Source organism: Amycolatopsis keratiniphila (assembly GCF_000400635.2).
GTDB lineage: Bacteria > Actinomycetota > Actinomycetes > Mycobacteriales > Pseudonocardiaceae > Amycolatopsis > Amycolatopsis keratiniphila.
Genome location: NC_021252.1, coordinates 1092967 through 1116062, shown reverse-complemented (window position 1 = coordinate 1116062; position 23096 = coordinate 1092967). Strand labels below are relative to the sequence as shown.

The following is a 23096-nucleotide window of genomic DNA, read 5'->3' as shown; positions in this document are numbered from 1 at the left end:
CGTCGATAGCGCTCGAAGGTAGGTAGGCCGTGTTACCTGAAAACTCCTGAATGTTTCAGGCGTTTGACATTGCCCGCCGCCGATGGACGTCACACCGTGAGGTCTGAGGGGCGGGCCTTGGCTGCTGAAGGGGCCCTTCACCGCATGCCACGCGGCGAAGGGAGCTTTCACCACGTCACATGCGGCGAAAGGCCCCTTCGGCAACTATGCACTCGATGTATAGACCGTGCGTATACACACTGTGTATAGTCGCCCGCATGTCCATCGGGAACACCCTGCTCGGCCTGCTCGAAGCCGGCCCGAAGCACGGCTACGACCTCAAACAGCTCTACGACAAGCAGTTCCGCCAAGACCGCCCCCTGCACTACGGGCAGGTCTACTCGACACTGAACCGGCTTCTGAAGAACGGCCTCGTCGAGGAGAACGGCGTCGAGGCGGGCGGCGGTCCGGACCGGAAGCGGTACGCGATCACCGACGCCGGCGTCACCAACGTCGAAGAATGGCTGAAGAGCCCGGAAAACCCCTCCGTCTACCTGCAGAACACGCTGTACACCAAGGTCGTGCTCGCGCTCCTGTCCGGCCGCGGCGCCCAGGACCTGCTCGACGCGCAGCGGAGCTCCCACCTGCGCGCCATGCGCGAGCTCACCGCCCGCAAAACCGACGGTGACCTCGCCGACCAGCTGATCTGCGACCACGCGCTGTTCCATCTTGAGGCGGATCTGCGGTGGCTGGAGCTCACCGCCGCCCGCCTCGACGACCTCGCGCGCCAGCTGACGCGCTGATCTGGGGACCACACAGTGGAAACACCGTTGTTACACGGGCTGAGCCTGCACAAGGCCTTCGGTCCGAACCAGGCGCTGGCCGGGGCCGGGTTGACGCTCGAACCCGGCGAGATCGTCGCGGTCATGGGGCCGTCGGGGTCCGGGAAATCGACCCTGCTGCACTGCCTGTCCGGGATCGTCCGGCCCGATGAAGGCCGGGTGCGCTTCCGCGGGCGTGACCTCGCGAGCATGTCCGACTCCGAACGCAGTGCCCTGCGGCGCACTGAATTCGGCTTCGTCTTCCAGTTCGGGCAGCTCGTGCCGGAGCTGACCTGCCTGGAGAATGTCGCGCTGCCGCTGCGGCTGAGCGGGATGAGGCGCCGCCCCGCCGAGCGGATCGCGCGCGGCTGGCTCGACCGGCTGACGGTCGGCGACGTCGGCGGCAGCACACCCGGCCAGATTTCCGGCGGGCAGAGCCAGCGGGTCGCGATGGCCAGGGCACTGGTCACCGAACCGTCGGTGATCTTCGCCGACGAGCCGACCGGCGCGCTGGACACGCTCAGCGGAGAACTGGTCATGCGCCTGCTGTCCGAGACGGCGAAACAGACCGACGCCGCCGTCGTCCTGGTCACCCACGAACCGCGGGTGGCCGCCTACTCCGACCGGGAGGTCATCGTGCGCGACGGCCGGACACGTGAACCGGCGGTGACCCGATGACCGGGCGCGAAGACCTGATGCTCGGGTTCCGGCTGGCCGTCGGGGGCGGCCGGGGCTCGATCGTCAGGCTCGTCCTGAGCACGGCCGGCATCGGGCTCGCGGTGGCGATCCTGCTGCTCGGCGCCGCCGCGGGCACCGTCAAGGAGAACCGCGACCAGCGCACGTTCGCCTCTTCCGTGCGGAGCGAACCGGTCCCGGGCGTCGCGCCATTGGACTACAGCGCGACGACGACCGACTTCCGCGGCCAGGCGATCTCGCTCGTCCACTTACGGCCGACGGGCCCGAATTCGCCGATCCCGCCGGGAGTGGACCGGCTGCCCGCGCCGGGCGAAGTCTTCCTTTCGCCGAAGCTGGCCGAACTCGTGGCTTCCGACACCAGCGGCCTGCTGCGGCCTCGGCTGCCCGGCAAGCCGGCCGGGCTCATCGCCGAAGAGACCACGCTCAATCCGAACGACCTGCTCGCCTACGTCGGCACGGACGCGATGCGCGACGCACGCACGGTCTACGGTTTCGGCGCCGAACCCGGTTACCACGACCTGATCGAAAACGGGATCCTGGTCCTCCTGCTGCTCGGGCTCTTCGTCCTGCTCACGCCGGTGTTCATCTTCGTCGGGACGGTCTCCCGGCTCGGCGGCGCGGCCCGGGACCGGCGGCTCGCCGCGTTACGGCTGGCGGGCTCGTCCCTCGCGCAACTACGCCGGATCACCGCGGCGGAATCCCTCGCGGGCGCCGCTGCCGGGTTGGTCGTCGGTACCGCACTGTTCCTGCTCTTCCGCGGCGCGGCGGCGGACTTCCAGGTGTTCCGGTTCGGGGTGTACCCGGACGATCTGACGCCGTCGTGGCCGCTGGTGGTGCTGATCGTGCTCGCGGTCCCGGCACTGACCGTGGCGACGGCCTGGGCGTCCCAGCGGCACCTGGTCGTCGAACCGCTCGGTGTCGTCCGCGAGACCGCACCGCCGAAGCGCCGGTTGTGGTGGCGGCTGCTGCCGGTCGTCCTCGGAATCCTGTTGATCGCGCCGGATCTCGGTGTCGCGAGCGAACTCGGCCGCTGGGCGCTGATCGGCGGCGCCGCATTGCTGATGGTCGGGATTCCCGCGCTGCTGCCGTGGCTGCTGGAACGCGCCGTTTCCCGGATCAAGGGCGGGCCGCCGTCGTTCCAGCTCGCGATCCGCCGTCTGCAGAGCGACAGCGGGACCCCGTCACGGGTGGTCGCGGGTCTGTGCGTGGTCCTCGCCGGGGCGATCGCGCTGCAGAGCCTCCTGGCGGGACAGGCCGCGATGGAGGCCGATCGTCAAGACAGCACGGGAGGCCGGATCACCGTCTACGCGGACGGTCCCGTGGCCGATCGGGTGATCGCCGCGGTCCGCGCGATCCCCGGCGCGGCCGATTTCCAGGCGTTGCGCTCGCTGTTCGTCGACGGAAAGCGCCAGGACGGCGCGCTCGTGCTGTTCGCCGTCGCCGACTGCGCCACGATCGAGGTGACGACCACCGCGACCGGTTGCCACGACGGCGACGTGTTCGCCGACCCCGCCTTCCTCCACAGAGGACAGTCGACGAAGGTCACGGGCAACGACAAACGGGAGCAGCCCTGGACCGTTCCGGTCACACCGCGACCGTTCGGGATGAAGCCGTCGAGCGTCGCCGACTCCCTGGGACCGCAAGTGCTCGCGACGCCCGCCGCGGTGGCGGGTGTCGACCTGGCCGCGGCCTCGGTCACGGTGAGCCTGCGCGGGACGACCGGGAATCCGGATTTCGTCGAACTGGTGCGGAATTCGGTGGCGCCATACAGCGGGCAGGTCACTGTGGCGGCCTTCAACGGGGAGCGGGCCTCCACCGAGGCCCAGATGTTCGACGATGCGCGGGACATCCTGCTCGGCGGCGCGCTGTTCGTCCTGCTGCTGGCCGGGGTGAGCCTGCTGGTGCTCGCCCAGGAACAGGTCCGGGAACGGCGGCGGACCCTCGGCGCGCTGTCCGCCACCGGTGTCCCGGTGCGGGTGATCGTCCGGTCCCTGCTGTGGCAGAACGGGATTCCGCTGCTGCTGGGCATCGTGCTCGCGACGGCGACCGGGATCGGCGTCGCCGCGCTGGGCAAGCGGCTGTTCTGGGACGGGCTGTACGTCGACTGGCCCGCGGTCGCGTTGCTCGCCGCGGCGGCCGTCGTGCTGGTGCTGCTGGTGACGGCGTCGACGGTGCCGTCCGTGCGCTCGGCGGCGAAGACGGAGAACCTGCGCACCGAGTGACCTACAGCACGGCGCTCACGTCCCGGGCGGCGGCACGAAGTCCGTCGTGCGCCGCCCGGGTCGACCGCGGGTCGAGGGCGTTGGCCGCCAGGCGGAAGAGGACGGCCCGCAGGAGAAGCTGCGGCCATTCGGGCAGATGTGCCCAGCGTTCGAGAAGATCGATGGTGGCGCCGCCCCAGGCCAGCGCGTCGACCGCGACGATCGCGGCGCCCCATTCACCGGGCCGGTAGTACGGCACGAAATCGACGATGCCGGGGGCCTCGTCACCGTCGAACAGCACGCCGGCGAGCAGCTCCCCATGGACGACCTGGTCCGGCAGTTTGACCGGTCTTCGCGACCCAGCCAGTACCTCGAACCAGCGGCCGCCCTTGTGCTCGTCGAGCGGCATGTCCGCCTCGCCCCAGGCGAGTTTGTCGGCCAGCGCCTCGAGATCGGTGCGCCGTCCCAGGAAATCCGGCCGGGGCAGACCGGCCGTCGCGCGATGCAGCTTGACCGCCGCGTGCACGACCTCGTCGTAGCGGTGCTCGGCCGTGCCGGACACGAACCGGTTCGCCGACCAGCCGCCGACCACCCAACGGCCGTCACTGGACCGGACCGGCTTCGCGACCCGCAGCCCCGGCTCGTCGACGGCTTCCAGCGCCCGTGCCGTCCACAGCGTCCGCGACTTGTCCACGACCGGCTTGAGCACGAGATCGTTGTAGCGCCAGGAATCGGTACCCGGCATCGGTTCCGCGTCACCGGTACGTCCGCCGAACGCCGAACAGACGTGTTCCGGAGGGCTTTCAAGGGTGGCACGCACGGCTCGGCACGTTACCCCGTGTTCCGTGCCACGAACGAGAAGACGCGCTGGTCTTGAGTAGCGATACTCATGACACGATCGCTTCTGACCTGCCATTCTTCGACCGTGATCCCCCGAACGGCGCAGCGGCGCCTCACCGACGGGCAACTCACCGCCCTCGCGCTCGGTTCACTGTGGCTGCTCGGAACGCTGGGCGCGGTCACCGTGGGCCTGTTGCTCCCGCTCGCCGCGTTCCTGCACGTCCCGTGGATCGCGTTGCCGGTCCCGCTCGTGGCGATCGGGGTGGTCTACCTCGTCGGTTTCTTGGCGCCAGAGGCCTTTCCGGCCGTCGCGAAGCCTTGGCCGCGGCTGGCGTGGGCTTTCGTCGCCGGGACTTCCGGCGTCTTCGGCGCGATCTTCGTGCTGGAGGTGGCGGAGGCGTTCGATCCGTGGTTCGCGGTGCCGTTCCTCGGAGTGCCGGTGCTGCTCGTCGCGGGCGTGTTCGCGCGGGGAGTCGGCGTCCAGGTAGGCGCGGGTGTCCTCCTGATGGTGCTCGTGGCGGGAGGGATCGCCGTCCCCGCGTCGCTGCCTTTGGACACCCCCGCGCGACGCCTCGCCGCGACCGGTGTCCCGCACGACCGCACCCTCGCCGCGGACCTCGGCCCGCACCGGCTTCCGACCAAGACGACCGAAGACTCCGGGTCGCTGATCGTCGAGTACGCGCCCCAGCTGTGGATCTCGCCCGTCTGGACCTTCGCGACCGACGTCGTCGAGAGCTGCGAGACAGCGGTGAAGACCTCTTGGCGCCTCGGAAACGCGACGTGCACCCAAGTCGGGGACGGCGAATTCGTGCGGCGGGACGCGGAGCGGATCGAGTTCGTGCAGCGGCGTGGCGCGCTGTCGGTGCACGTCGCGGGCAACCACAACTGGAAACCCGAGGAGCTGCGGGAACTGGCCGGGAAGACCCATCCGCTGACCGACGCCGAGATCATCGCCGCCGTGCCGAAGTCGCGGGGCGGGAACCGGACCGATGTCCTGGCGGGGTTCACGACCTTCGTGCGGGCGATCTTCACCGGCCGCTCGCTCGGCTACTGACGCCCGGGGAGCAAGGGACCTTTGCTACCACTTCGGGCACCCAAGGCTCCGCGCGTGAAGGCCCCCTTCCCTCGACTCAGCCGAGGGAAGGGGGCCTTCACGCGCAAAACGTCAGTAAGTCGGCAGGCTCTGGTCGATCTGCCGCGCCCAGGCCAGCACGCCGCCACCGAGGTGGGTCGCGTCCTTGAACCCGGCCTTGTGCAGCGCCGCCAGCGCCTCCGCCGACCGCGCACCCGACTTGCAGTGCAGCACGATCGGCTTGTCCTGCGGCAGCTCCGAAAGCGCCTCGCCCGAAAGGATCTTGTCCTTCGGGATGAGCGTCGCGCCCTTGATGTTCACGATCTCGTACTCGTGCGGCTCGCGGACGTCGATGAGGGCGAAGTTGTCGCCGTTGTCGAACTTGGCCTTGAGCTCCGCCGGAGTGATCGTGCTTCCCGAAGCGGCCGAAGCGGCTTCGTCGGACACGACGCCACAGAACGCTTCGTAGTCGATGAGCTCGGTGATCTTCGGGGTCTCCGGATCCTTGCGGATCTTGACCTCGCGGTACTTCATCTCGAGCGCGTCGTAGCTGACGAGCCTGCCCAGCAGCGGCTCACCGATACCGGTGATCAGCTTGATCGCCTCGTTGACCATGATCGAGCCGATCGACGCGCACAGCACGCCCAGCACGCCACCCTCGGCGCACGACGGGACCATGCCGGGCGGCGGCGGCTCGGGGTAGAGGTCGCGGTAATTGAGGCCCTTGCCGTTCGGCGCGTCCTCCCAGAAGACGCTCGCCTGTCCCTCGAACCGGTAGATCGAGCCCCACACGTAGGGCTTGCCGGTGAGCACGGCGGCGTCGTTGACCAGGTACCGCGTCGCGAAGTTGTCGGTGCCGTCGAGGATCAGGTCGTACTGCTCGAACAGTTCGAGCGCGTTCGACGATTCGAGCCGGTCGGTGTGCAGGTGCACCTTCACGAACGGATTGATCTCGGCGATCGTCTCCTGCGCCGACGCGGCCTTGAGCTTGCCGATGTCGGACTGTCCGTGGATGACCTGACGGTGCAGATTCGATTCGTCGACCTCGTCGAAGTCGACGATGCCGAGCGTGCCGACCCCGGCCGCGGCGAGGTACAGCAGCGCCGGGCTGCCGAGGCCACCGGCGCCGATGACCAGCACCTTGGCGTTCTTCAGCCGCTTCTGCCCGGTCACCCCGACGTCCGGGATGATCAGGTGACGGCTGTACCGGGCCACCTCTTCCTTGGTGAGCTCGGCGGCCGGCTCGACGAGCGGCGGCAGCGTGCCTGACATCGGGTCCTCCATCTCGCGTGTATCGCGGGTCGCATCCCAGTATCTACAACACCGACAGGCGGAAACGACTTCCCCTGTTTCATATCCTGGGATGTTCCAGCAGGTGAGACGGCTTGGACTAGGGTGTCTGATTCGGCCAGGAGCCCGGCTTGCACACCTTGCCGTCCGCGGGCACCTTGCCGCGGTCGCCGCCGGGGAGATTGTTCAGCTGCGCCACGAAGTCGTTCGAGACGCCGAAGGTCTGCTGCATCATGACGGGCGCGACCGCGCCGTTCTCCGGGCAGCCCACGTGCTTTCCGCCCAAGGCGTGCCCGACCTCGTGATTGATGGCGTACTGGCGGTACCCGGTCATGTCGCTCTCGAAGGCCATCGCCCCCCGCACCCAGCGGGCGAGGTTGATCACCACGCGCTTGTCGAAACTCGAGCGGTAGCAAGACGTCTCATAGGTGATCTGGAACATGCAGACGTCCGCGCGATGCGTGGTGTTCGGTGTGGTGAGACTCACCCGGAAGCTCGGATTCGGGAAGCTCGCGTCGACGCGCTGGAGGGCCTTCTTGCCGTCCCACGTCCAGCTCTTGGGATTGGACAGGGTGCCCTCCACCATCGCGGCGAAGCTGTCGTCACCGCCGTAGCTGGCCTGATCGATGCCGTCCTCGACCTCGATGGTGTACGTGAACAGCTGGCCCGTGCCCACCTTTTCGCCCTTGCCCGGCACCACGTGATAGGTGCCCTTGCCGGACTCGGTGAAGGGGCCACCCTTGGGCAGGTCCGCGGTCGGGATCTTGAGGTCGACCGGTTTGGCGGGGTTCTCCGGGAGGACATCGCCGCCTCCGTCGACCCCCGCGCCCGGCTCGCCGCCGTTGCCGGCGGATCCATCGGCCGTGGCCTGGGTCGTGCCGTCGGAGGCGATCGGCTCGGCCGGGCCGGTGGCGGTGTTGAACACGACCAGCGCGGTGATCACCACGAGGATCGGCAGCGCGTACACGCGCCAGCCGTAGGTCTTGGCGAACTGGCCGATGCCGCCCTTGCCCTTGCGTTTGGCGGCCTTGGCCTTGGCGGCGCCGGTCTCGTGCGGCTTCCAGGAAGCGCTGAGCGGCTGGGCGCTGGTCCGGCGGCCGCCGGGACGGTAACGGTCCTCGTCGAGCCGCTGCGACGGCGGCGGCGTCGGCCGGTACTGGCCCGTGCGCGGCGCGTCGGATGGCCGGGGCTGGGCGCGCGGCGGACGGCGGGCGGATGCGGAGTACTGAGACCGCCGACCTTCGCCCTGCGCGCCTTGCTTTACCCGATCCACGCGCACCAGGGTGCCATAACCGAACTGTGATGTTGTGAGCGACCGGCGCTTCGCCCGGCGTGTCCCGCCCACCCGAATGGGCTACCAGGTGCCCGATTCGACCGATTCCCACATCCCCAAAACGGCCTTCGCTACGACATTCGGGCGTTCCATCTGCGCCACATGGCCGGTTCGGGGCAGAACGAGCAACCGCGCGTGCGGAAGTAGCCGGGCGGTGCGCTCGGCGCGCCGGACGGAGATCACCCGGTCGTGCTGCCCCCACACGACGAGCGTCGGCGCGTCGACGGTCGGCGCGACCGCCCACAGCGACGCCGGGCCGCGTGCGGACCACGTCCGGAAGATGCCGAACGTGCTGCGGGCCAGCGCGGGGGCGGCCCACGCGAACCCGGCCCGGGCGCTGTGTTCCTCTTCGAGCTCGTCCAGCCTGCTCTCCGCGAACCGGCTCGGGTCGGCGAAGCACAGCTTGATGACCTGCATGGCGCGTTCACGCGGGCCGAGCGCGGCGAGCCGTCGGCGGACGCCCGGGCCGATCAGCGGCAGGTACGCGAACGCCATCCTCGGGTCGGACAGCCGCTTCATGCTGGGGCGGAGATCCGGCATCGCGGGCGAGATCAGCGTCAGTGTCTTGACCAGCTCCGGACGGCGAGCCGCGACGAGCAGCGCGACGGCGCCGCCCATCGAGTTGCCGAACAGGTGCACGGGCCCTTCATCGAGGCTTTCGATGTGGCTCGCCACAACCTCGGCGTGCGCGTCGAGGCTGAAGTCGAAGCCGTCGGCCGGCTCCGAATAGCCGAATCCCGGCAAATCGACCGACGTGCCCGCGGCTTGAGGCGCCAGGAGGGCGGCGAGGTCGGTCCAGTTCGTGGACGAACCGCCGAGGCCGTGGACGTAGACGGCCGTCTCCGGGCCGCCCGGCGTCCGGCGGATGTGCAATTTCACCCCGCCGACACCTATTGTTTCCCCGGGCCAAGGGGGCGGCGCCGGGTCCAGCGAGGGCAATGACCTGCGCGAAAGCGGCACATGGGTCAGCGGCGGACGACCCCCGGCGGCACGGGAAACTGGAGAAGACACAGCATCAAGGATGCCTGACCCTTGGCGGTCCGGCTGTACCGGCGAGTAATCTCGAGCTCACTTCACGCGGCGGTGACCCCGCCCCGCGGAGCCCGCGGCTACTGGAGGAACGATGACAGAAATGGCGCGACTGCAGGCCCGAGGTGTCCGCCTGCCCAGAACGGAACGCCGCGCCCAGCTGCTGGCCGCCGCGCAGCGGGTGTTCGCCGCGAACGGATACCACGCTGCCGCGATGGACGAGATCGCCGAAGAGGCCGGCGTCAGCAAGCCGGTCCTCTACCAGCACTTCCCCGGCAAGCTCGACCTCTACATCGCGCTGCTGGAGAGCCACGTCGACGAACTGGTGCGGCGGGTCAAGGACGCGCTCGACTCCACGTCGGACAACAAGCAGCGCGTGCCGGCCACCGTCGGCGCGTTCTTCGACTTCGTGAACAACGACGCGGGCGCCTTCCGCATGGTCTTCGAGTCCGACCTGCGCGGCGAGCCCGCCGTCCAGGAGGCGGTGGACCGGGCGACGTCGGCCAGCGTCGACGCGATCACCGAGACCATCACCGCCGACGCGGGCCTCGACGAGGACAAGGCCCGGCTGCTCGCCGTCGGCCTCGTGGGCCTCTCGCAGGTCAGCGCGCGGTTCTGGCTCGCGCACCACAAGTCGATGAGCCGCGAAGAGGCCGTCGCGCTCACCGCCAACCTCGCCTGGCGAGGCATCGGCGGTGGCTTCCCCCTCCAGCACTGACCCCGCGTTTCGTCCTCTGAATGCGGTCCTTGCGCGGGCGACTACCGCATTCAGAGGACGAATTGCGTCAGGTCACTGCGGCAGGAGCTTCTTCAGGCGGTCCGCGGCGGTCTGGGCGTCGGCGACGACCTTCGCGGTGTCGATACCGACAACGCGTCCTTCGCGCTTGAGGGCGCGGCCGTCGACGAACACCCACGAGACGTTCGCGGGCTGGGTGTTGAAGACCAGCTGATTCACCCAGTCCACCTTCGGCGCGAAGTTGACCGCCTGCGCGTCGACCAGCTGGAGATCCGCCCGCTTACCCGGCGTCAGCGACCCGATCTCCTTGTCCATCCCGAGCGCCTCCGCGCCCCCGAGGGTCGCCATGCGCAGGACGTCCGCCGTGGTCGGGTAGACCGCCGGATCCGTCGTGGTCGCCCGCTGGAGACCGACGGCCGCGCGCATCACGTTGAACATGTCGCTCGTGTCGTTGGTGCCGCCGTCGAGGCCGAGCCCGACCTTCATGTGCCGCTTCTTCATCTCCGGCAGCCGGATGACGCCCGACGCGAGCCGCATGTTCGAAAGCGGGTTGTGCGCCACGCCGACCCCGGCCGCCGCGAGCTCGTCGAGGTCGGCGTCGGTGGTCTGGATGACGTGGTTCGCCACCAGCCCGGGGTGCAACGCGTTCGCGCGCCGGAGCGCGTCCATCTGTCCCGCGGTCAGATCGGCCTTCGATTCGAGCAGGTGCACGTTCAGCGAGACGCCGAGTTCGCGTGCGAGCTTCTCCGACGCTTCGACGCTCGGGAAGTTCCCCGTGGACGGATGCGTGCCGATCTGCAGGCGCGCCAACGGGTTCGGATCGATGACCTCCCGCTTCACGCGGCGGATCTCGTTCTGCAGCGCGGGATCGGTGGTGCCGTTGTAGGAGTAGAGGAACCGCAGCTTCGACTCGCCGAGCGCGCGGAGACCGCCCTTGGCGAAGTCGGTGTTGAACGCGTGCGACCAGTCGGTGACCGTGGTGATCCCGGTCGAGACGACGTCGGCCGCGGCGAGTTTCGTGCCCGCGTACGCGTCCGCGTCGGTCACCGGGGCGCGATACAGCGGGATGACGCATTTGCCGAGCCAGCCGATGAGTTCCTTGTCGGCCGCGCAGCCGCGGATGAGCGACTGCCACAGGTGGTTGTGCAGGTCGACGAAGCCGGGCAGCACGATCTTGCCCCGGCCGTCGACGACTCTCGCGGTGCCCGCGTCGAGGTCCTTGCCGACCTGCTTGATCTTGGTGCCTTCCAGCACGACGTCGGCGTCGGCGAGGGCTCCAAGCGGTCCTTCGCCGAGGCCGGGATCCATGGTGAGGACCATCGAAGCGTCGCGGATGACGACCCGGCCGGTGCCGGTGAATTCCGCGTCGCTCCCGGCTTCGGTGGTCCCGCCGTCCAGGTCGGTGAGCAGGACCGCGCCGAGGACGACGGCGATGGTGAGGCTGAAAACGGACAGGATCGATCTGTTTCGTTTCATCATTCCAACTCCCCAGTCGAAAAGATCACGCTAGCTCATCTGACGCGGACGCCCCGGAGAATCACCGCGATGGGATGTTCCAGCTGTGCCAGGTCCTCCCGCGGATCCTCCGCGTAGACGACGGCGTCGGCGGGCGCGCCGGGAACCAGCCCTGGCAGCCCGAGGTATTCGCGCGCGGCCCACGAACCCGCGGCGAGGGCGTCGTGCGGGCGCAGCCCCGCTTCCGCGAGGGCGCGGATCTCGACGCCCACCTGACCATGCGGCCGGGAATCGGTCCCGGCGAGGATCTTCACCCCGGCTTCCGCGGCCGCCACGACCAGCGCGGGATGCGCCTCCGCCCCGCCGGTGAACCAGCGTTTCCGGGGATTGTCCTCGCGGTTCCGCACCCTCCCCAACGCCGCCTGGAACACCGAAAGCGTCGGGGTGAGCGCGGTTCCGCGGGCCGCCATGTCCGGCAGGTATCCGGGATCGAGCCACATCCCGTGTTCGACGGAGTCGACTCCCGCGGCCACCGCCGCTTCGCCGCCGGCGGCGTGCTGCGAGTGCACCGCGACCCGGCCGCCGACCGCGTGCACCGCCTCGACGACCGCGGTCATGACGTCGGACGGCACGGCGGCGTCCCCCACCCGCCAGTCGGCGATGATCTTGGCCCAACCGGTGCGTTTCGCTTGCGCCGCGGCCAATCCCGGGAGCTCCGCGTGCGAGGCGCGACGGCCCCAGCCGTCGAAGAACTGGCCGTGCTGGGCGATCCACGGTCCGGCGTGCACCGCGCGGGGCAGTCCGGGTTCGGCGCCGAACCACTCGGGCGGCTCACCGGGCAGTCCCGGCGAGCGGATCATCGTGACCCCGGCGTCGACGTGCCGGTGCAGATCGGCGCGCAGGATCTCTTCGTCCATCGGGTCGCCGGGCTCCTCGGCCCCGGGATGGGTGTGGGCGTCGACGAGGCCCGGCAAGAGCCAGCCTTCGGCGACCAGTTCCGCGCCCGGGGCCGGATCGGTGGTCCATCGGTCGCCGTCGGCGTAGAGATCGACGTACTCGCCATCGGGAAGCGCACGCCCCCGGATTCTGATGATCACACCCGCCCCCTCGTGTCGAGCAATCCAGCGGCATCGCGACGAGCCCGGTTTCGGCTATTAATCGAGTGACCGCGTTGCCGATCCGCGAGGAGTCACCATGCCGCATATCGCGCTCGACGAGAACCTTCCCGGCATCACCGGCTTGTTCGCCTACCGGCCGGAGACGGCGGCGCCGCTCGGGCAGCTCGCCGAGGTCCTGCTTCGCGGCCCGAGCAGTCTCAGCGTGGGCGAACGCGAACTGATCGGGGCTGTCGTCTCGCGCGGCAACGACTGCACGTTCTGCTCACGCAGCCATGCCGCCGTCGCCGCCGAAGCGCTCGAAGGCGGCATGCCGGTCGTGGAAGCGGCATGGAAGGACGTCGACGGCACCCCCGTGTCGGCGAAGGTGAGGGCGCTCCTGCACGTCGCGCTCGCCGTCCGCGAAAGCGGGAAGTCGGTGGGCGAGGATCTGATCGAGACCGCCCGCGCGGAGGGCGCGACGGACGTCGAAATCCACGACACGGTCCTGATCGCGGCCGCGTTCTGCATGTTCAACCGCTACGTCGACGGGCTGGCCACGCTCGCCGCCGACGACCAGGACGCCTACCGGGAGGTGGGCGTCCATCTGCTGGCGAACGGCTATACGTCGCTCTGAGAGAGCAAAGGACCTTTGCTACCACCCGCGGTTATTCAGGGGGGCGGTCGGTACAGCGGGCTGAAGGCTCCCTTCGCCGCATCAGACGCGGTGAAGGGAGCCTTCAGCCCACTCTCGACAGCGATGAACCGCCTGGTCAACGGTCGCCCAGCCAACTTCGAATTCCCCGCGAATACCTCACCCGAGGACCTGACCTGCGAAAAGGGAGCAAGGGACCTTTGCTACCACTTGTCTCAATGTCGAGAGAAGTGGTAGCAAAGGTCCCTTACTCCCCTTTTCAGACCCTCGCGGCGCGGCGGACGAGCGCCGCGATGCGGTCCGAAACCTCCTGAGCCCGTTCCTGCGGAAGCATGTGCCCCGCCCCCGGATAGCGCACGAATTCGGCTTCCGGCAGCTCGTCGGCGATGACCTTGGCGTGCGGCGGCGGGCACAGCCGGTCCCGCTCCCCCGCCAGCACGATCACCGGTTTGCCCTGCAGCGCGGCCAGCGTGACCCGGCAGTCGTGCCGCGAAATCGCGTCCTGGAATCCCGCGACGCTCGCCGGATGCGCGCACAGCAACTGCTCGGCGACCGAATCCACGTCGGCCCGCTGAGGCCGCTGCCCGAAGACGAGCAGCCGCGCACCGGGCCGCACCACCGACAGCGGCAGCGGCAAGGCGTCCCGGCGGTTCTTCGCGAGCAGCTTCGCGAGCCTCCGTTCGAACCTCGCCGCGCCGCTGCCCGCGATCCCCGGCAGGCCGAGGGTGATCCGGTCCATCTCACCGGACGACGTGGCGACGAACGCGACCCCTGCGACGCGCCGGGCCACGAGATCGGGGTGCCTGCGCGAAAGTTCCATGATCGTCATGCCGCCCATGGAGTGCCCGGCGAGCACGATCGGCCCGTTGGGGACGCGGTCCTCGATCAGCTCGGCGAGGTCGTCGGCGAGGGTCGCGATCGTGGCCGTGCCCGGTTTCGCCGGCGCGGAACCACCGTGGCCTCGCAGGTCATAGCGCAGGGTCCGGACGGAGTCGCCGAGCCGCGACACCACGCCGTCCCAGGTCCGGTGGTCCTGCGTCCAGCCGTGCACGAGCACCAGCGTGAGCTCGGAGTCGGCGGGCCCGCTCGTCTCGACGTGCAGGGCGGTGCCGTCACCGGTCACGAACCGATGCTGCCGCGACGGGTCCCACGAGACGGCGTCGCGCTGCTTGACGCTCCTCATCGCTTCCCCGGAAGCAGGAAGGACTTGCGCCAGAAGTACATGCCCGGTTTGCCGACCAGCCCGGATTCCTGCAGGAACGGCATGATCTTCTCGCCTGCCCACTGGATGCTTTCGCGCCAGTGCGGGTTGTTCAGCGCGGCCTCGACGCCGTCACGCGGACGGATGCCGACGGCCTTGTAGACGTTCGGGTTGATGAAGGCCCGCGTCACGAAGTACGAGATCAGCGCGATGATGAACTGCTGATAGAGGATTTCCTTCTTCGACAGTTTCGCCATCCCGCGAGTCACCTCTTCGCGGGCGAAGGTGACGTGCCGGGCTTCTTCGAGCACGTGGATCCGGTTGACCATGCGCACCAGCGGCTGGATGTCCGGGTCGTTCATCTGCTCGCGCTGAAGCCGGTCGAGGACCTCTTCGGCGACGAGGATCGCGCCGTAGCGCGCGGGGCCGTAGCTGATGGTCGGCATCAGTTTCGCCAGCCGCCGCAACCACGGCACCGGTCCGTAGGACGGGCAGCCGATCCGCGAAGCCATCCGCGCGAACATCGTCGAGTGACGGCATTCGTCCGCGATCTCGGTCAACGCGTACTGGGCGTGCGAACTGGTCGGGTCTTCGTCGTAGACCTCCTTGAGCAGCATCTGCATCAGGAGGATTTCGAACCACAGCCCGGTCGTGGCGACGCTGGCGACCTCGTGCTTGCCGAGTTCGATGCGCTGCTCTTCGGACAGCGAGTCCCACAATTTCGTGCCGTAGAGCGAAGAACGGTGCGCCGGGATGTACCGCTTCCCGTCGACGAGCGGGGCGGTCCAGTCGATGTCGACGTCGGGATCGTAGAACTTGTTCGCGGAGGACTTGAGCAGCCGCTCGGCCGTCTTCTCCCGGTCTGTTTCCTTCAGCGCCCGCGTCATTGCCGACACACCCCTATCTGTAACTCGTGGTAACAGTTACCTCTGGTAGCATGACTGGGGTGATCGAACGTGTCAAGCGCAACAGCAAGCAGTCGAGCAAGCACCCCACGGCGGGTGAGGCCGACACGGGCGACGCCCGCCGCGACCGCTGGCGCAAGCACCGGATCGCGCGCCGCGCGGAGTTCGTCGAGGCCGCCCTGCGCGCGCTCGACACGCACGGCCCCGACCTCGGCATGGAGGACGTCGCCGCCGAAGCGGGCGTCACGAAACCCGTGCTGTACCGGCACTTCGACGACAAGGCGGATCTGTACGTCGCGCTCGGGCAGCGCGGCACGGAGATCCTCTTCCAGCGGCTGATCCCGGCGATCAACTCCGAGCTCGCCCCGGTCCCCCGGATCCGGATGGCGCTCGACTCCTTCTTCAGCGTCATCGAGGAGCACCCGAACCTGTACCGCCTGCTCGCACGCGGCGGCCTGCAGGAGAAGGTGGTCGTCAAGTCCGACGTCGTCGCCGAGGACAAGGAACTCATTGCCACCGCGCTGACCGCGCTGCTCGGCGACTACATGCGGATGTTCAACATGGACTCCGGCGCCGCCGAACCGTGGGCGCACGGCATCGTCGGGATGGTGCAGAGCACCGGCGAATGGTGGCTGGACCGGCGCTCGATGGGCCGCGACAGCGTCGTCGAGTACCTGACGCAGATCATCTGGGCCGCGATCGACGGCCTCTCCCGGCAGCAGGGCATCGTCATCGACCCGAACCTGCCGCTCGAAGAGAACAAGGTCGTCCAGATGCGGAAGGAATCGGAGGCGCAATGAGCGAGCACGACGAAGACGGTTACGCCGGCGAAGCGGTCCTCGTGATCGACGGGACCGAGATCGCCACCACGGTGGACCTGCGGGGCTATTTCCAGCCCATCGACGGGTACTACCGCTGGTACGGCCGCGTCGCCACCAACGAGCAGGTGTCCGCGGCCGCCGGCGGCAAGAAGACCGCCGTCGAGATCCGTGCGGGCGAGTACAGCGCGAAGGGCGAGCTCTCCGACCCGGACCCGTGGGATCGCTACCGGATCATGGGCACCAGCACGCCGCCCTTCCACGTGCCGACCAGCCTGGAAGAACTGAACGAACTCAACGCCTGACCTCTTAGCGCGTGAAGGCCCCCTTCCCTCGGCTCAGTCGAGGGAAGGGGGCCTTCACGCGCTATCGGGAAATTCAGCCCCGCCGTTGAGCGGGCACCCGCGCACTGGGCAGCAGGTACTTCGGCCAGCTCGACAGCTTGTTCATCGCCCATTCCAGCGGCCCGCGCCCGACGAATTTCCGCCACAGCACCGCGGCGGTCAGCGCCACCACCGAGAACTCGACGAAGTGCAGCACGCTGAAGATCGAGTCGCCGTCGGTCTCGTCCCACAGCAGCGCGATCGCCACGAAATGCAGCACGTACGCGCTCAGCACCCGCCCGCCCAGATCCGAAAGCGGCCGCAGCACGCGCTCGAACCTCGGCATCAGCAGCTGACAGCCACCGATCACCGCCGCCGCGATCCCGATCGAGATCAGCAGGTCGAACGGTGTGTACGAGGTGCCCGTCGGCAGCAGTTCCCAGGCCCAGCTGGTGGTCGGCGGCGTGCCGTGGATCCAGGTCTGGTGCAGGCGCAGGAATTCCGGCGACGTCATCCCCATCTGCGCGGCGGCCGGTTCGAGCGACCGGTAGATCGCCTGCATACCGCCGAGCGGCCCGGTCGCGAGCCAGGAAACGAAATACCCGCCCACCACGAGCGCCGAGCCGCCGAAGAACAGCCGTCGGCACACGCTGCGCGAGGTCAGGTCCATCCGCCCGATCGCCATCCCGGCGAACACGTACGCCATCAGCGTCAACGCGGGGAACGTGCCGGTCAGCACGAGGACGGTCGCGGCCTTCAGCAGCCCGGTCGACGTGACGTCGTCCGCGGTCAGGTCCGGCGCGAAGAAGAGCAGGTCACGGGGCAGTAGCTGCGCCCTGATCAGGTGGGAGAGCAGCGGGCCCGCCACGGCGACGGTGATCGCCGCGATCGCGAGCGTCTTCGCGCCCGCGCGCAGCCACGGGATCGCGAAGAGGAAACAAGCCCCGTAGTAGGCCAGGATCACCATGTAGCCGGTTTCGAGGCTGGTCAGCCACAGCCCCAGCGCCACCAGGAGCGGGGCGCGGGTCGCCAGTTTCAGCGCGACACGGGTCCGGTCGCGGCCCTCTTTGGGACGGCGCCCGCCGGACATCAGCGCGATCGAGACCCCGGCCAGCACCGCGAACAGCGCGGCGGAATGGCCTTCGAACGGTTTGAACAGCACCCCGACGCCGCCTTTGGCCGGATCGGGGCCGACATGCACCGCGTACATGCCGAGGACGGCCAGGCCGCGGGCGACATCGATGCCGGTCAGCCGCCCTACGGCCCGTTTGCCTTGGTCGGGAACAGTGCGCACGCCGTCGACCAGCGCGCGGTCCATCACAGTGACGCCGTCCACCTCATTTCTCGGCTAGCCCCCTGCCGTCCCCGCCTTAGCGTGACGATCAAATCTGAGAGCTGGCTGAGACGCGGCGGTGACGCCACTGTGACATCCGACTACAACCCGATCGGGTTAGTCACCAACAGCGAAGCCGACCTTGCGAACATCCGACGGCGCGATCTCGACGTAGGCGATCCGGTCGGTGGGCACGATGTACTTGCGGCCCTTTTCGTCGTCGAGGCGGAAGATCCCGTCGCCGGCCCTCAAGGCGTTCGCGACCAGTTCCTCGACCTCGTCGGGTGACTGGCTGCTGGACACCACGAGCTCCCGCGGCGTGTCCTTGATGCCGATCTTGACCTCCACGTGGGACCTCCGCTTGAAAGTTCGAAATTCACTGGTGCGCCAAGGCTAGCCGAAGTGACCTCAGCCGAGCCCCAGCACCTGCATGCGCTTGGTGTGCCCCTGCTGCAACCGGCGGAACAGCGCCGCGATTCCCGACAGGTCGCCCGAGCCTTCGACGATCAGCTCGGCGAGCCCGTCCCGCTCGGCGACGACGTACTGGGCCTGCGTCAACGCCTCGCCCAGCAGGCGGCGGCCCCATAGCGCGAGCTTGTCGCGCGCCTTCGGGTCGGCCTCGATGCCGGCCGCGACTTCGCGCTCGGCGAACGCGGAATGCCCCGTGTCGGCGAGCACGGTGAGCACGAGGTCCTTGGTCTCGGGGTCGAGCCAGCTGGCCATCTCGCGGTAGAGGTCCGCGGCGAGCCCGTCGCCGACGTAGGCCTTCACCAGGGACTCGAGCCAGGAACGCGGCGCCGTGGAGGCGTGCCAGGCGTCGATGTGCCCGACGAAGGGCCGCATCGCGTCCTCGATCGCGACGCCGTGCCCCTTCAGATGCTTGGCGAGCAGGTCGTAGTGCCCGATCTCGGCGGCCGCCATCGACGCCAGCGCGGCCCGTCCGGACAGCGTCGGCGCGGTGCGCGCGTCCTCGGCCATGCGATCGAATGCGGACAATTCCCCATAGGCGAGTACGCCGAGCAAATCGACTACGCCTTCACTGATCTGCTTTGCCTCGGTCACGGCGGAAAGGGTATCGCCGAACACACCCGCCCGACCCGGAAGAGACCGATCCCACGCCGCCGACACGCCGGGGGACTATCGAAAAACCGCAGACCAGGTACACTGGCGGCCGGATACGACGGATCTTCCGTCCCGGATCGGGACGCCGCTGCGGCTGAAGGACAGCCGATGTGGCCCCGGTCAGCACAAGAATGATGTGCGTGCACGCCATCCTGCGGCATTCCCACGAAGGGCCGCTCCAGCGCCAGTAGCGCGGAGCCCGAGCGAAATTTCGTGGTCGAGTGTCGATCTGGTGACCAGGGCAGTGCGCGCTGGTCACGAGAGAGGCGAGCACCCTGACCACGAACGAAACCACAACCGAAGAGAACACCACCACCGGCGTCCCGGCCGCCGTCGCGCTGGAGCACAGCGAGACCGGTCCGGCCGCGCTGGACACGTCGCACCCGCTCCAGGCGGGCGCCCCGGTGGAGCCCGAATCCCCCACCTTCGCCTCCTTCGGCGTCAAGCCGGAGATCGTGAAGGCCCTCGGCGAGGCCGGTATCGAGCGCACCTTCGCCATCCAGGCGCTGACGCTGCCGCTGGCCATGGCCGGCGACGACCTGATCGGCCAGGCCCGCACCGGTATGGGCAAGACGCTGGGCTTCGGCGTCCCGCTGCTGCACCGCGTCGAGGTCCCCGGCGACGGCACCCCGCAGGTGCTGGTCGTCGTGCCGACCCGTGAGCTGTGCATCCAGGTCGCGAACGACCTCAAGGGTGCGGGCAAGCACCTCGGCATCCGCACGCTGGCCATCTACGGCGGCCGCCCGTACGAACCGCAGATCGAGGCCCTCCGCAAGGGCGTCGACGTCGTCATCGGCACGCCCGGCCGCCTGCTGGACCTGGCCGAGCAGCAGCACCTGGTGCTCGGCAAGATCCGCGGCCTGGTGCTGGACGAGGCCGACGAAATGCTCGACCTGGGCTTCCTGCCCGACATCGAGCGCATCCTGCGGATGGTCCCGGACGCCCGGCAGACGATGCTGTTCTCGGCGACCATGCCGGGTCCGATCATCACGCTGGCCCGCACGTTCCTGAACCAGCCGACGCATATCCGCGCCGAGGAGAACGACGCCGGCGCAATCCACGAGCGCACCACCCAGTTCGTCTACCGGGCGCACTCGATGGACAAGCCCGAGCTGATCGCCCGCGCGCTGCAGGCCGAAGGCCGTGGCCTGACGATGATCTTCACCCGCACCAAGCGCACCGCGCAGAAGGTCGCCGACGATCTGGTCGAGCGCGGCTTCGCGGCCGCCGCCGTGCACGGTGACCTGGGCCAGGGCGCCCGCGAGCAGGCCCTGCGCGCGTTCCGCTCCGGCAAGGTCGACGTGCTGGTCGCCACCGATGTCGCCGCCCGCGGTATCGACATCGACGACGTCACGCACGTGATCAATTACCAGACGCCGGAGGACGAGAAGACCTACGTCCACCGCATCGGCCGCACCGGCCGCGCCGGGCGCACCGGCGTCGCGATCACCCTCGTCGACTGGGACGAGGAGCCGCGCTGGAAGATGATCTCCGACATCCTCGGGCTCGACAAGCCCGAGCCGGTCGAGACGTACTCGTCGTCGAAGCACCTGTTCAGCGACCTCGGCATCCCGGAGGGCACCACCGGGCGCCTGCCGCTGTCGAAGCGGACTCGCGCCGGTCTTTCGGCCGAGGCCGAAGAAGACCTGGGCGGCAAGCGCCGCGGCCGCGGTCGCGGGGCGAGCGAAGAAGAGGCTCCCCGCAAGCGCAACCGCGCGCCGCGCAAGCGGACCCGCGGCGGCGCGAACGCGGCCGCCAAGATCGAAGCGGCGGACGCCGCGGCGGCGGCTTCGGCGGAGGGCACCGAGGGTGCGGCCGCCGAGACCGCTTCGGAGGGCCGCACGCGGACCCGTCGCCGCAGCCGCGGTGGCGCGAAGCCGAGCCCTGAGGTCAGTGGCCCCGCGGTCGAGAAGGAGGCAGGCGACAGCGCCGAGCGTCCGGCTCGCCGACGCCGCCGTCGCCGTCCGTCGGCGACTTCTGATACACCTGCGTCGGCAGACTGAGCTTTCATACTGCGGACATGGGGAGCTAGGGGCACGTGAGCGAACGCTGGGACGCCACGCCGGACAACGAACCGGCGCGGCCCGTGCCCGCCGATCCCGAGCAGTCGAACGGCAGCGAGCCGGAGACGGCCGAAAACGCGATCGGCACCGAGGACGTGCTGGACGCCGAACCCGCTCAGCCGGTGGCCACCGAGCCGCCGCTGGGCGGGAAACGCGCCCGGCCCTCGCCGTGGAACCGCAAGCGGGATCGCGTGATCGCCGCGGCGATCGTGGTGGTCGTCGCGGTCACCGGTGTCGTCATCGGCGTGACCAGCGACAACGCGGCCACGGTCGCGCAGGTGGCCACCACCCTGCCGCCCGGGCTCCCGCCCGCGCCGGCGCAGGTCCCCGGTTCGCTGAGCGAACTCTGGCAGGCACCGAGCGCGTCGACACCCGTCCCGATCGGCGAGGCCAACAGCGTCGTCACCGCCGACAAGGGCGAGGTTCTCGGCAGGGACCCGTACACCGGCGAAGTCCGCTGGCGTTACTCGCGCGATCTCGAACTGTGCACCGTCGCGCTCGCCGGGATCAAGGTGGACGCGGTGTACCGCAAGGACACCGGCTGCAGTGAGGTCACCCAGCTCGACGCGGGCACCGGGCGCCGCACGGCGCAACGCAACGGCGACGCCGAGCTCGGGACGCGGCTGGTCGTCGACGGATCGCACGTCACCACCACCGGCAAGAAACTCCTGAACACCTGGCGCGACGACCTGGTCAAGAGCATGGAGTACGGCCAGGTCCCCGCCATCGTGAACCCGAACAAGCAGCCGAGGACGGGCTGCACCTACGGCACGGTGGCCGCCGCGGCGGGCAAGATCGGCGTGATCGAGCGCTGCCCCGGCGACCCCGCCGACCGCTTCACCGTCTACCGCGCGACCAATGACGAGGCCGACGACCCCAAGGTCGACTACAGCACCGTGCTCGCCGGGAAGAACGCGAAGGTCGTCGCGATGTCCGGCGATCTCGCGCTGATCGTGCTGCCCGAACAGAAACTGCTGGTCATCTACGGTGGCGACGGCCTGCAGAAGTCGGCGTATCCGCTCGACGTGCCCGAGGCCGAGATCACGCAGGATCCGGTGGGCGGTGTCATGACGACGTCGTGGACCGCGCAGGGCGTCTACTGGTTCACCGGCTCGAAGACCATGGCGTTCTCGCGGGACGATCTGACGCCGCGCTGGACGCTGAACAACTCGACCGGCCCGGGCGTGACCTTCGGGGAGCAGCTGGTCGTGCCCATCCAGGGCGGGCTGGCCGTGCTCGACGAGACGACCGGTGCCACCATCCGCACCGTCGGCGTCGACAGGCGCGGCTACACCGGCCCGGTGCTGCTGTCCTCGGTCGGGCCGGTGCTGCTGGAGCAACGCGGCCCCACCGTCGTCGCCCTCAAGTGAGGGGCGGGTGGTAGCAAAGGTCCCTTGCTACCGGCCCGCGGTCAGCGCGTCGTCGAAGTCCGGGAAGTACGCAGCCGGCTGACTTCCTTCCAGCACCATTTGCCACCTTCGCTGACGAGCGTGCCGGTGGCGGTGCCCGGCCGCCCCGCGACGGTCAGCGTGACGGAGACCGTCGCCTTGGTCTCGGAGACCTTCGTGACCGGGCCGAGCGAAGCGTCCGAGGCTTCATTGACCCGCTCGATGATCTGGTCGATGTCCTTCTCGGCGCTCCCGCACTTCAGCTCCGTCAACGCAGCCCTGTCATGGGCGTTGATGCCGTCGATGATCGCCTGCGCGGTTCCTTCCGGGCCGGAGGCCTTCTCGGCCTTGTCGTCACTGAGGAAGAACCCGGGGGCGACGAACCCGGTGATGCCCAGCGTGAGCACCACCACGGCCGCGGCGGCGATGCCCACGATCAGGCCGGTCTTGTTGTTCTTCGGGGGCGCGGGCGGCCCGCCGAAGCCCTGTCCGTACTGCTGCTGGCCGTAGCCGGGGTATTGCTGCTGGGGGTACGCGCCGCTCTGGTCGTAACCGCCCTGCTGGTACTGCGGCTGCCCCGGGTACTGCTGCTGTTGGCCGGGGTACGGCTGCTGACCAGGCTGCTGTTCCGGATACGGCTGCTGCCCTGGGTACTGCTGCCCGCCATGACCTTGGTCGGGCTGTCCTGGCTGGGGTGGGTAGGTCATTTCAACGGTGCCCTTCGTCCTCGCTGCGGGGCAGC

Annotated in this window: 22 protein-coding genes; 10 read left to right on the top strand and 12 right to left on the bottom strand. The window is 69.2% G+C overall.

Annotated features, from left to right (window positions below; all coding sequences use genetic code 11):
• The first annotated feature begins 257 nt into the window (after window positions 1-257).
• The 3 genes from AORI_RS46530 to AORI_RS46520 are packed head-to-tail and all read left to right on the top strand — an operon-like array spanning window position 258 to window position 3718.
• A complete protein-coding gene (locus AORI_RS46530) occupies window positions 258-782 on the top strand; it encodes a PadR family transcriptional regulator (protein ID WP_016331506.1) in 525 nt (174 codons plus the stop codon).
• A 15-nt stretch (window positions 783-797) separates the two neighbouring features.
• A complete protein-coding gene (locus tag AORI_RS46525; protein ID WP_016331505.1) occupies window positions 798-1478 on the top strand; it encodes an ABC transporter ATP-binding protein in 681 nt (226 codons plus the stop codon).
• Window positions 1475-3718: an ABC transporter permease gene (locus AORI_RS46520; protein ID WP_016331504.1), complete on the top strand. Its 2244-nt coding sequence runs from the start codon at window positions 1475-1477 to the stop codon at window positions 3716-3718. The genes AORI_RS46525 and AORI_RS46520 overlap by 4 nt, the downstream gene beginning before the upstream one ends.
• 1 nt (window position 3719) lies before the next feature.
• Here AORI_RS46520 and AORI_RS46515 read toward each other — a convergent pair whose 3' ends face one another.
• A complete protein-coding gene (locus AORI_RS46515; protein WP_016331503.1) occupies window positions 3720-4517 on the bottom strand; it encodes a TIGR02569 family protein in 798 nt (265 codons plus the stop codon).
• A 105-nt stretch (window positions 4518-4622) separates the two neighbouring features.
• Between AORI_RS46515 and AORI_RS46510 the strand changes: the two genes are divergently transcribed.
• A complete protein-coding gene (locus AORI_RS46510; protein WP_123798295.1) occupies window positions 4623-5591 on the top strand; it encodes a hypothetical protein in 969 nt (322 codons plus the stop codon).
• A 111-nt stretch (window positions 5592-5702) separates the two neighbouring features.
• Here AORI_RS46510 and moeZ read toward each other — a convergent pair whose 3' ends face one another.
• From moeZ to AORI_RS46495, 3 genes are all read right to left on the bottom strand, one after another.
• Window positions 5703-6881 (bottom strand): adenylyltransferase/sulfurtransferase MoeZ, encoded by a 1179-nt coding sequence (moeZ, locus tag AORI_RS46505; protein WP_016331501.1) that lies wholly within the window; start codon window positions 6879-6881, stop codon window positions 5703-5705.
• A 118-nt stretch (window positions 6882-6999) separates the two neighbouring features.
• Entirely contained in the window at window positions 7000-8172 is a 1173-nt protein-coding gene (locus tag AORI_RS46500) for a DUF3152 domain-containing protein (protein ID WP_043848582.1), read from the bottom strand.
• An 81-nt stretch (window positions 8173-8253) separates the two neighbouring features.
• Complete coding sequence (locus AORI_RS46495; RefSeq protein WP_016331499.1) at window positions 8254-9111, bottom strand: alpha/beta fold hydrolase; 858 nt, start codon at window positions 9109-9111, stop codon at window positions 8254-8256.
• 244 nt (window positions 9112-9355) lie between these two features.
• Here AORI_RS46495 and AORI_RS46490 point away from each other — a divergent pair, with 244 nt between their 5' ends.
• Entirely contained in the window at window positions 9356-9979 is a 624-nt protein-coding gene (locus AORI_RS46490) for a TetR/AcrR family transcriptional regulator (RefSeq protein WP_037332079.1), read from the top strand.
• Window positions 9980-10051: 72 nt separating this feature from the next.
• Here AORI_RS46490 and AORI_RS46485 read toward each other — a convergent pair whose 3' ends face one another.
• Together AORI_RS46485 and AORI_RS46480 are read right to left on the bottom strand one after the other, a co-directional pair.
• Complete coding sequence (locus AORI_RS46485) at window positions 10052-11473, bottom strand: amidohydrolase family protein (RefSeq protein WP_123798293.1); 1422 nt, start codon at window positions 11471-11473, stop codon at window positions 10052-10054.
• Window positions 11474-11508: 35 nt separating this feature from the next.
• Complete coding sequence (locus tag AORI_RS46480; protein ID WP_016331496.1) at window positions 11509-12549, bottom strand: amidohydrolase family protein; 1041 nt, start codon at window positions 12547-12549, stop codon at window positions 11509-11511.
• Between the two features lie 97 nt (window positions 12550-12646).
• On the opposite strand from AORI_RS46480, the gene AORI_RS46475 reads away from it, so the two are divergent.
• Window positions 12647-13183, top strand: a complete 537-nt coding sequence (locus tag AORI_RS46475) for a carboxymuconolactone decarboxylase family protein (protein WP_016331495.1) — start codon at window positions 12647-12649, stop codon at window positions 13181-13183.
• Window positions 13184-13460: 277 nt separating this feature from the next.
• On the opposite strand, the gene AORI_RS46470 is transcribed toward AORI_RS46475, so the two are convergent.
• Entirely contained in the window at window positions 13461-14384 is a 924-nt protein-coding gene (locus AORI_RS46470; RefSeq protein WP_016331494.1) for an alpha/beta fold hydrolase, read from the bottom strand.
• Window positions 14381-15289 carry an AurF N-oxygenase family protein gene (locus AORI_RS46465; protein WP_016331493.1) on the bottom strand — a complete coding sequence of 303 codons (909 nt, stop codon included), beginning with the start codon at window positions 15287-15289 and terminating at the stop codon, window positions 14381-14383. The genes AORI_RS46470 and AORI_RS46465 overlap by 4 nt, the downstream gene beginning before the upstream one ends.
• A 50-nt stretch (window positions 15290-15339) precedes the next feature.
• On the opposite strand from AORI_RS46465, the gene AORI_RS46460 reads away from it, so the two are divergent.
• Together AORI_RS46460 and AORI_RS46455 are read left to right on the top strand one after the other, a co-directional pair.
• Window positions 15340-16107 carry a TetR/AcrR family transcriptional regulator gene (locus AORI_RS46460; protein WP_038519016.1) on the top strand — a complete coding sequence of 256 codons (768 nt, stop codon included), beginning with the start codon at window positions 15340-15342 and terminating at the stop codon, window positions 16105-16107.
• A complete protein-coding gene (locus tag AORI_RS46455; protein ID WP_016331491.1) occupies window positions 16104-16430 on the top strand; it encodes a DUF4873 domain-containing protein in 327 nt (108 codons plus the stop codon). The genes AORI_RS46460 and AORI_RS46455 overlap by 4 nt, the downstream gene beginning before the upstream one ends.
• Before the next feature lie 73 nt (window positions 16431-16503).
• Here AORI_RS46455 and AORI_RS46450 read toward each other — a convergent pair whose 3' ends face one another.
• The 3 genes from AORI_RS46450 to AORI_RS46440 all read right to left on the bottom strand — a co-directional run bounded on the left by AORI_RS46450 (window position 16504) and on the right by AORI_RS46440 (window position 18843).
• Window positions 16504-17784 (bottom strand): heparan-alpha-glucosaminide N-acetyltransferase domain-containing protein, encoded by a 1281-nt coding sequence (locus tag AORI_RS46450; protein WP_016331490.1) that lies wholly within the window; start codon window positions 17782-17784, stop codon window positions 16504-16506.
• A 114-nt stretch (window positions 17785-17898) separates the two neighbouring features.
• On the bottom strand, window positions 17899-18129 hold the full coding sequence (locus AORI_RS46445) for a DUF3107 domain-containing protein (RefSeq protein ID WP_016331489.1): 231 nt from the start codon (window positions 18127-18129) through the stop codon (window positions 17899-17901).
• Between the two features lie 60 nt (window positions 18130-18189).
• Complete coding sequence (locus tag AORI_RS46440) at window positions 18190-18843, bottom strand: ferritin-like fold-containing protein (RefSeq protein ID WP_043848581.1); 654 nt, start codon at window positions 18841-18843, stop codon at window positions 18190-18192.
• Window positions 18844-19307: 464 nt separating this feature from the next.
• Here AORI_RS46440 and AORI_RS46435 point away from each other — a divergent pair, with 464 nt between their 5' ends.
• Entirely contained in the window at window positions 19308-20906 is a 1599-nt protein-coding gene (locus AORI_RS46435) for a DEAD/DEAH box helicase (protein ID WP_016331486.1), read from the top strand.
• 35 nt (window positions 20907-20941) lie between these two features.
• Entirely contained in the window at window positions 20942-22336 is a 1395-nt protein-coding gene (locus AORI_RS46430; protein ID WP_016331485.1) for an Rv3212 family protein, read from the top strand.
• Window positions 22337-22377: 41 nt separating this feature from the next.
• Here the strand turns inward: AORI_RS46430 and AORI_RS46425 are convergent, their stop codons facing one another.
• Window positions 22378-23061: a hypothetical protein gene (locus tag AORI_RS46425; RefSeq protein ID WP_016331484.1), complete on the bottom strand. Its 684-nt coding sequence runs from the start codon at window positions 23059-23061 to the stop codon at window positions 22378-22380.
• Window positions 23062-23096: the final 35 nt, after the last annotated feature.